Here is an 8415-nt window from a genome sequence, read left to right on the forward strand (position 1 = left end):
AAGTGGCTTGTCAGAACAACGGAGGAGTAATGAATGTGGGGCGCCCGCGCACGGGTGAACCCAAAAGCAGAATTACTCTTGTTCCCTTCGCAGGTATTAACCTGATCAGGTTCCGCGGATCCCGAATTAACGGTCTCAGCCGGTGCTTAACTAAGTTAAACACTCGGCACTCCGACAAGAAGAAACCCGTATTGCTACGGGTCGATATGTAAATTACGCGTTAACAGAGCAGAACTCAAGCCGGACGTGCAAGGCTGCCGGTCTCATTAGCACTGTCATTTAGATCGTGGTCGTACGCCAACTGAATCAGTTTATCTTCCAGCGAAAAGCGGGATTCTAACGCTTCACCAATGCCGGAAAGTGCTTTCTGGAACTCAATATAATTATCATGATCGATTGCGCTTTCGAGATGCGAATCGTAGAAATCCATGATTTGCTGGGTGTTGGCTTCAAGTTGTGGGTAAAGATGAGTGGCGGCTAAAAGTGGGCTGCTACCTTCCATTTCACTGATAATGCGTTCATAAATATTAAAATGGCCGGAAGAAAGATAGTCCACGAGGTTATGGCAAAAATTATCCAGAGCCTTTTCATCGAGCGCAGTATGGGATTCCTTGTTAGGCTTGATCCCAACCATATTGTAATAAGCTACCAACAGATGTTTGCGGGCATGAAGCCATTGGTCGATTAACTCATTACTACCACCAACGCGCTCAGTCAGGTTTTCTAACTGGTTAAGCATGATTGACTCCGTGAGTAGAGATGTGACGCAAACGTACCCAAAAGTGTTACGACTATTTGTTTATACCAGCGAACTCGGGGATGTGCACCAGGTTATGGAACGCGTAATTCAAAAGTTAGATCAGGGCTGGTTTATCGTCAGTCATGAACAAAAACTGTGGCTGCCCAAAGGTGAGCTACCTCACGGAGCGGCAGAGGAATTTCAATTAGATGGCGCAGTGGGAATACCCATCGGCGAATGGGAAAACGAGCCTGTCTGGCTGGTGCGACAAAATCGCCGGGCGGATATGGGTTCTGTGCGTCAGGTAATTGACCAGGATGTGGGTTTGTTCCAGCTGGCTGGGCGTGGCGTGCAGTTGGCGGAGTTCTATCGCTCGCACAAATTCTGCGGCTACTGTGGCCATGAAATGCACGTCAGCAAAACCGAATGGGCGATGCTGTGTAGCCATTGCCGTGAACGTTATTACCCGCAAATTTCACCGTGCATCATCGTTGCCATTCGCCGCGACGATCAAATCCTGCTCGCCCAACATACGCGCCATCGCAACGGGGTTTATACCGTGCTGGCCGGGTTTGTTGAAGTTGGGGAAACCCTCGAACAAGCCGTGGCGCGTGAAGTGATGGAAGAGAGCAGCATTCGCGTGAAGAATTTACGCTATGTAACCTCCCAACCTTGGCCGTTCCCGCAATCGTTGATGACTGCGTTTATGGCGGATTATCACAGCGGTGAGATTAAAATTGACCCGAAAGAGTTAATTGACGCGGGTTGGTATAGATATGATCAGCTCCCGCTGTTGCCGCCACCAGGTACGGTGGCGCGTCGTTTGATTGAAGATACCGTCGCCCTGTGTCGCGCGGACTATGAGTGATAAACTTGAGCGATACAGCCAAAGGAAATTCAAAATGACTGAACTGAAGAACGACCGTTACCTGCGGGCGCTGCAACGCCAACCTGTAGATACCACGCCAGTATGGATGATGAGGCAGGCAGGTCGTTACTTGCCAGAATACAAAGCCACGCGCGCTGTCGCAGGCGATTTTATGTCGCTGTGCAAAAATGCGGAGCTGGCTTGTGAAGTGACATTGCAGCCGCTGCGTCGCTATCCGCTGGATGCCGCTATCCTTTTCTCCGATATTCTCACCGTGCCAGACGCGATGGGGCTTGGTCTCTTTTTCGAAGCCGGTGAAGGCCCGCGTTTCCGCTCGCCAATTACCAGCCGTGCCGATGTCGAAAAACTGCCGATTCCTGATCCAGAAGATGAACTGGGTTATGTAATGAACGCGGTGCGTACTATTCGCCGCGAGTTAAAAGGCGAAGTGCCGCTGATTGGTTTCACCGGCAGCCCGTGGACGCTGGCGACTTATATGGTTGAAGGCGGCAGCAGCAAAGCCTTTACCGTGATTAAAAAGATGATGTATGCCGACCCGCAAGCGCTGCATCTTCTGCTCGATAAGCTGGCGCAAAGCGTCACGCTGTACCTGAATGCGCAAATCAAAGCGGGTGCGCAATCGGTGATGATTTTCGATACCTGGGGCGGTGTGCTGACTGGGCGTGATTATCAACAATTCTCGCTCTATTACATGCACAAAATCATTGATGGCCTGCTGCGTGAAAACGAAGGTCGTCGCGTGCCGGTGACGATGTTCACCAAAGGCGGCGGTCAGTGGCTGGAAGCGATGGCCGAAACAGGTTGTGATGCGCTGGGCTTAGACTGGACGACCGACATCGCCGATGCTCGCCGCCGTGTTGGCCATAAAGTCGCGCTTCAGGGCAATATGGACCCATCCATGCTTTATGCACAACCTGCGCGTATTGAAGAAGAAGTGGCAACGATTCTGGCTGGGTTCGGTAAAGGTGAAGGCCACGTCTTTAACCTCGGCCACGGTATTCATCAGGATGTGCCGCCAGAGCACGCGGGTGCATTTGTTGAAGCGGTGCACCGTTTGTCGAAACCGTATCACCTGTAAAAGTCCGGAGAGGGAATGGATCTTGCAATCCTTCGTAAACAACAGATCGAATTAGCTTCTCAGGTGATCCGCGAAGATCGCCTGGAGCAAGATCCTCCCCGGTTCATCGCCGGGGCTGACGTTGGGTTTGAGCAGGGCGGCGACGTCACGCGCGCCGCCATCGTGCTATTGAAATATCCTTCCCTCGAACTGGTTGAATATCAGGTGGCGCGTGTCGCCACCTCAATGCCTTATATCCCCGGCTTCCTTTCATTTCGTGAATATCCCGCACTGCTTGCCGCGTGGGAAATGCTGTCGCAAAAACCTGACCTGCTGTTTGTCGACGGTCACGGTATTTCGCATCCCCGGCGTTTGGGCGTTGCCAGCCATTTTGGCCTGCTGGTGGACGTGCCAACGATAGGCGTTGCCAAGAAACGTCTGTGTGGGAAGTTTGAGCCGCTATCGGAGGAACCCGGCTCGTGCCAGTTGCTGACTGATAAAGGCGAACCGCTGGCGTGGGTGCTGCGCAGTAAAAAGCGCTGCAATCCGTTGTTTGTCTCAACAGGCCATCGTGTCAGCCTCGATACGGCTTTGTTATGGGTGAATCGCTGTCTGGTGGGTTATCGTTTACCGGAGCCGACTCGCTGGGCTGATGCCGTGGCATCAGGTCGCCCGGCTTTCACGCGGTGGCAAGCAATTCAGGGGTGATTAAGGTAAACTGCCGCTAATATTCCGTCTTTGAGACATCGCTATGTTACAAAACCCAATCCATCTGCGCCTGGAGAAACTGGAAAGCTGGCAACATGTCACTTTCATGGCTTCTTTATGCGAACGTATGTATCCGAATTACGCCATGTTCTGCCAGCAGACTGAATTTGGTGATCCTCAGTTATATCGCAAAATTCTCGATTTGATTTGGGAAACCTTGACGGTCAAAGATGCGAAAGTAAACTTTGATAGCCAACTTGAGAAGCTCGAGGAAGGCATCCCGGTTGCTGATGACTATGATATTTACGGTGTCTACCCGGCGATTGATGCATGCGTTGCGTTGAGCGAACTCCTTCATTCACGTCTTTCCGGGGAAACTCTGGAACATGCGATTGAAGTCAGTAAAGCGTCAATTACGACCGTTGCGATGCTGGAAATGACCCAGGCTGGTCGTGAAATGACCGACGAAGAGCTGAGAGAAAACCCTGCCGTTGAAGAAGAATGGGACATTCAATGGGAAATTTTCCGCCTGTTAGCCGACTGCGAAGAACGCGACATTGAGCTGATCAAAGGGCTGCGTGCAGACCTGCGCGAAGCGGGTAGCAGCAATATTGGTATAAATTTGCAGCAGTAAGACAGCAAAACGTGACTTACAGTCCGAATTGTCACCCCTGAAGGCTTCCAATTAGCCCCCCGTCTGGTCTACATTTGTGGGGCGAAAAAAAGTGGCTATCGGTGCGTGTATGCAGGAGAGTGCTTTTTTGGCATTTCCGTCGCACTCGATGCTTAGCAAGCGATAAACACATTGTAAGGATAACTTATGAACAAGACTCAACTGATTGATGTAATTGCTGACAAGGCTGATCTGTCTAAAGTACAGGCTAAAGCTGCTCTGGAATCCACCCTGGCTGCAATTACTGAGTCTCTGAAAGAAGGTGATGCTGTCCAACTGGTTGGTTTCGGTACCTTCAAGGTAAACCACCGTGCTGAGCGCACTGGCCGCAACCCACAGACTGGTAATGAAATCAAAATCGCCGCAGCTAACGTGCCGGCATTTGTTTCAGGCAAAGCACTGAAAGACGCTGTTAAGAGCTAATAGTGTCAGTGAACAGTTTTAGCAGAGGGGCGTTTACGCCCCTTTTGTTTGTCTGGCGTCCTTTGGTCGTGCTGGCAGGCACAGTGCTGCTAATGGCATGCAGCAGTCAGCCTCCGCTTCCACCATTTACGGCAAGTGGCTATATCGCTGATAAAGGTGTGGTGCGTATCTGGCGTAAAGATAATAGCGACGACCACAGCATTCATATGCTTGCGGTACTGAGTCCAATGCAGAAAGGCGCAACGACCACCAGTGATTACCGCTGGTTGGGTGAAAAGCTAATGTCGATTGAAACGACAATTCAGAGTGAGCCGTCTGAACACATCAAAGTTCGCTTTGATGAAAACGGCGAGTTGAGCTTTATGCAGCGCGAAGTGAACGGCCAAAAACAACAGCTTTCCAATGACCAAATCGCTTTGTATCAGTATCAGGCGAGCCGGACCAAAGCAACCAGCGAAGCATTACGTATTGGACGTGTGGTTCTTCGGCAAGGGCGCTGGCATGACAATGGAACAGTCATCACCTGTGAAGGTGAGACAATCAAGCCTAAACTCGACAGCATATCTTTGAGTCATATCGCGAATCGCCAACGTCACTCCTCGATGGATGTGAGCGTGGCCTGGCTTGAAGCGCCAGAAGGGTCACAACTTTTGCTGGTCGCGAATCAGGACTATTGTAGTTGGCAGCCTAAGCCTGCGACATTTTAGATGTAAAAAAACCGCCACGCGGGCGGTCTTTAATATCACTTCAAATATTACTTCGCGTTTTCACGCTCAATGGCGCGATAGCCAATATCTGAGCGGCTGAAACTGCCATCCCAGTGGATATCCTTCATCAACTCGTAAGCACGCTGCTGCGCTTGTGCGACAGTGTCGCCTAATGCGGTCACGCATAGAACGCGGCCACCGTTAGTCACAACCATATCGTCTTCACGCAGTTTGGTTCCGGCATGGAACACTTTGCCGTCCGCCACTTCTTCCAGCGGTAGGCCGTGAATCACGTCGCCATTACTGTAATCCGCCGGATAACCGCCAGCTGCCATGACCACGCCAAGAGAAGGACGCTCATCCCACTTCGATGTTGTCTTATCCAGCTTGCCATCACAGGCGGCGAGGCATAGCTCAACCAGGTCTGATTGCAGGCGCAGCATAATCGGTTGGGTTTCCGGGTCGCCGAAGCGGCAGTTAAACTCGATAACCTTCGGATTGCCTTGCTTGTCGATCATCAAGCCAGCGTACAGGAAACCGGTATAAGTATTTCCTTCAGCCGCCATGCCGCGCACGGTTGGCCAGATAACCAGATCCATTGCACGCTGGTGGACTTCATCCGTCACAACCGGTGCTGGAGAATACGCGCCCATACCGCCGGTATTTGGACCGGTATCACCATCGCCAACACGTTTATGATCCTGACTGGTGGCCATTGGCAGAACGTTTTCGCCATCCACCATCACGATGAAGCTGGCTTCTTCGCCATCCAAAAACTCTTCTACAACGATACGGTGCCCAGCGTCGCCAAAGGCGTTGCCCGCCAGCATATCGTTTACCGCAGCTTCGGCTTCTTCTAGCGTCATCGCTACGATTACGCCTTTACCTGCGGCCAAACCGTCGGCTTTAATGACAATCGGCGCGCCTTTTTCACGAACATAAGCCAAAGCGGGTTCGACTTCGGTGAAGTTTTGGTATTCAGCGGTCGGGATTTTGTGGCGAGCCAGGAAATCCTTGGTGAAAGCTTTTGAACCTTCTAACTGCGCAGCTCCCTGAGTTGGGCCAAAGATCTTCAGGCCAGCTGCACGGAAGGCATCGACCACACCAATCACCAGCGGCGCTTCCGGGCCGACAATCGTCAGGTCGATTTTTTCATTCTGTGCAAAGCTCAACAGCGCGGAAATATCCGTTGGGTTAATCGCCACGTTTTGTAAAGCGGGTTCCAGAGCCGTGCCCGCATTGCCGGGGGCGACGAATACCGTGCGAACCAAAGGCGACTGCGATGCTTTCCAGGCCAACGCGTGTTCACGCCCGCCATTACCAATCACTAATACTTTCATTTATGGTCGCTCCGGATTAATGGCGGAAGTGGCGCATGTCGGTAAAGATCATTGCGATCCCGTGTTCGTCAGCGGCGGCGATCACTTCGTCATCGCGAATTGAACCGCCTGGCTGGATAACACAGCTCACACCGACTGCCGCAGCGGCATCAATACCGTCACGGAATGGGAAGAAGGCATCTGAAGCCATTGCCGAGCCTTTCACTTCCAGGCCTTCATCGGCGGCTTTAATACCGGCAATTTTAGCGGAGTAAACGCGGCTCATTTGGCCTGCGCCTATACCGATAGTCATATTCTCGCGGGCATAGACAATTGCGTTGGACTTAACAAACTTCGCCACCTTCCAGCAGAACAGCGCATCACGCAGTTCTTGCTCTGTTGGCTGGCGCTTGCTGACAACACGCAGGTCTGCGGTTGTCACCATACCCAAATCGCGATCCTGGACTAACACACCACCGTTGACGCGTTTGAAATCCAGACCCGGAACACGCTGCTGCCACTGGCCGCAAGTCAGAACACGAACGTTTTGCTTAGCAGAAGTGATCTTCAGTGCTTCAACGCTTGCTGACGGCGCAATAATCACTTCGACGAACTGGCGAGAGATAATCGCTTGTGCAGTTTCAGCGTCCAGTTCACGGTTGAACGCGATGATGCCGCCGAATGCAGAAGTTGGGTCGGTTTTGTAAGCGCGGTCGTAAGCATCTAATAAGGAAGTGCTGACAGCTACGCCGCAAGGGTTTGCATGCTTCACGATAACGCAGGCAGGCTCGCTAAACTCTTTCACACATTCCAGTGCCGCATCAGTATCAGCAATGTTGTTATAAGAGAGCGCTTTGCCCTGAACCTGAGTTGCGGTGGCAACGGAGGCTTCTTTAATTTCTTCTTCTATATAGAAAGCTGCTTGCTGGTGGCTGTTTTCACCGTAACGCATATCCTGCTTCTTAATGAAGTTCAGGTTCAGCGTGCGAGGGAAGCGGCCAGAAGGATCTTTGCTTTCGCCGTGGTAGGCAGGAACCATGCTACCGAAGTAATTGGCGATCATGCTGTCGTAAGCGGCCGTGTGTTCGAAAGCCTTAATAGCCAAATCGAAACGTGTCTCGAGCGTCAGAGATCCTTCATTAGCATCCAGCTCGCTAATAATCGCTTCGTAGTCACTGCTCTTTACGACGATTGCCACATCTTTATGGTTCTTCGCCGCCGAGCGCACCATGGTTGGGCCACCGATATCAATATTCTCTACCGCATCTTCCAGTGAGCAACCTTCACGGGCAACAGTCTGGGCGAACGGGTAGAGGTTGACGACAACCATATCAATTGGGGAGATAGCGTGTTGTTCCATGATCGCATCATCCTGGCCGCGACGACCGAGAATGCCACCATGCACCTTTGGATGCAGGGTTTTGACGCGTCCATCCATCATCTCCGGGAAACCGGTGTAGTCAGAGACTTCGGTTACCGGCAGGCCAGCTTTAGCCAGCAGATGAGCAGTTCCGCCAGTGGACAGCAGCTCGACACCACGTTGGGAGAGCGCCTGGGCGAATTCGACGATACCGGCTTTGTCAGAAACACTGAGCAGAGCGCGGCGTACAGGACGACGTTGTTGCATGGTTTGATCCCTTAGCTTTGGTTCGCATATAGAAGAGCGTTAGCTGAATTTTAGTTATTTCCCCTAAAACTCAGCTAACGCCCCAAAACGGGGCGTCCTTTTATTGCGCGCACATTGTAGCGAAAACGTTTGCGTCACGCTCGCATAATTTAGGACTTCATCACGATTGTGGATAACTTTGTGCACAACTGCGTATAAGGCGGGGTTTTGCTGTGGAATGCAGCAGTCAGTCAAATTACTGCATATTTAGGGTTGCAGCCTCAGAAGAACTCC

General features: G+C 51.8%; 9 protein-coding genes and 1 riboswitch. Of the genes, 6 read left to right on the top strand and 3 right to left on the bottom strand.

The annotated features are described in order from the left end of the window. Window positions 1–65: 65 nt before the first annotated feature. Window positions 66–184: riboswitch (TPP riboswitch) on the bottom strand. A 51-nt stretch (window positions 185–235) separates the two neighbouring features. Further along, window positions 236–739: an Rsd/AlgQ family anti-sigma factor gene (locus M2371_RS21155; protein ID WP_034492322.1), complete on the bottom strand. Its 504-nt coding sequence runs from the start codon at window positions 737–739 to the stop codon at window positions 236–238. A 94-nt stretch (window positions 740–833) separates the two neighbouring features. On the opposite strand from M2371_RS21155, the gene nudC reads away from it, so the two are divergent. The 6 genes from nudC (at window position 834) to M2371_RS21185 (ending at window position 5196) form a co-directional block, all read left to right on the top strand. Further along, a complete protein-coding gene (nudC, locus tag M2371_RS21160; protein WP_259268627.1) occupies window positions 834–1607 on the top strand; it encodes an NAD(+) diphosphatase in 774 nt (257 codons plus the stop codon). Between the two features lie 34 nt (window positions 1608–1641). Beyond that, the gene (gene hemE, locus M2371_RS21165) at window positions 1642–2706 is read left to right on the top strand and encodes a uroporphyrinogen decarboxylase (RefSeq protein WP_172895881.1); all 1065 of its coding nucleotides are present in this window, start codon (window positions 1642–1644) and stop codon (window positions 2704–2706) included. 15 nt (window positions 2707–2721) lie between these two features. Continuing rightward, entirely contained in the window at window positions 2722–3393 is a 672-nt protein-coding gene (gene nfi / locus M2371_RS21170) for a deoxyribonuclease V (RefSeq protein ID WP_259268623.1), read from the top strand. Window positions 3394–3436: 43 nt separating this feature from the next. Next, window positions 3437–4027, top strand: coding sequence for a YjaG family protein (locus tag M2371_RS21175; protein WP_034492329.1), 591 nt, complete (start codon window positions 3437–3439; stop codon window positions 4025–4027). A 186-nt stretch (window positions 4028–4213) separates the two neighbouring features. Next, window positions 4214–4489: a nucleoid-associated protein HU-alpha gene (gene hupA / locus M2371_RS21180; RefSeq protein ID WP_034492331.1), complete on the top strand. Its 276-nt coding sequence runs from the start codon at window positions 4214–4216 to the stop codon at window positions 4487–4489. A gap of 8 nt (window positions 4490–4497) precedes the next feature. Next, entirely contained in the window at window positions 4498–5196 is a 699-nt protein-coding gene (locus M2371_RS21185) for a DUF1481 domain-containing protein (RefSeq protein WP_259268628.1), read from the top strand. A gap of 47 nt (window positions 5197–5243) precedes the next feature. Here the strand turns inward: M2371_RS21185 and purD are convergent, their stop codons facing one another. Further along, window positions 5244–6536 (bottom strand): phosphoribosylamine--glycine ligase, encoded by a 1293-nt coding sequence (purD, locus tag M2371_RS21190; RefSeq protein WP_259268624.1) that lies wholly within the window; start codon window positions 6534–6536, stop codon window positions 5244–5246. A 16-nt stretch (window positions 6537–6552) separates the two neighbouring features. Then, on the bottom strand, window positions 6553–8142 hold the full coding sequence (gene purH / locus M2371_RS21195) for a bifunctional phosphoribosylaminoimidazolecarboxamide formyltransferase/IMP cyclohydrolase (RefSeq protein ID WP_259268625.1): 1590 nt from the start codon (window positions 8140–8142) through the stop codon (window positions 6553–6555). Window positions 8143–8415: the final 273 nt, after the last annotated feature.

It is taken from the genome of Buttiauxella sp. BIGb0471 (assembly GCF_024807715.1).
Taxonomy (GTDB): Bacteria; Pseudomonadota; Gammaproteobacteria; order Enterobacterales; family Enterobacteriaceae; genus Buttiauxella; species Buttiauxella agrestis.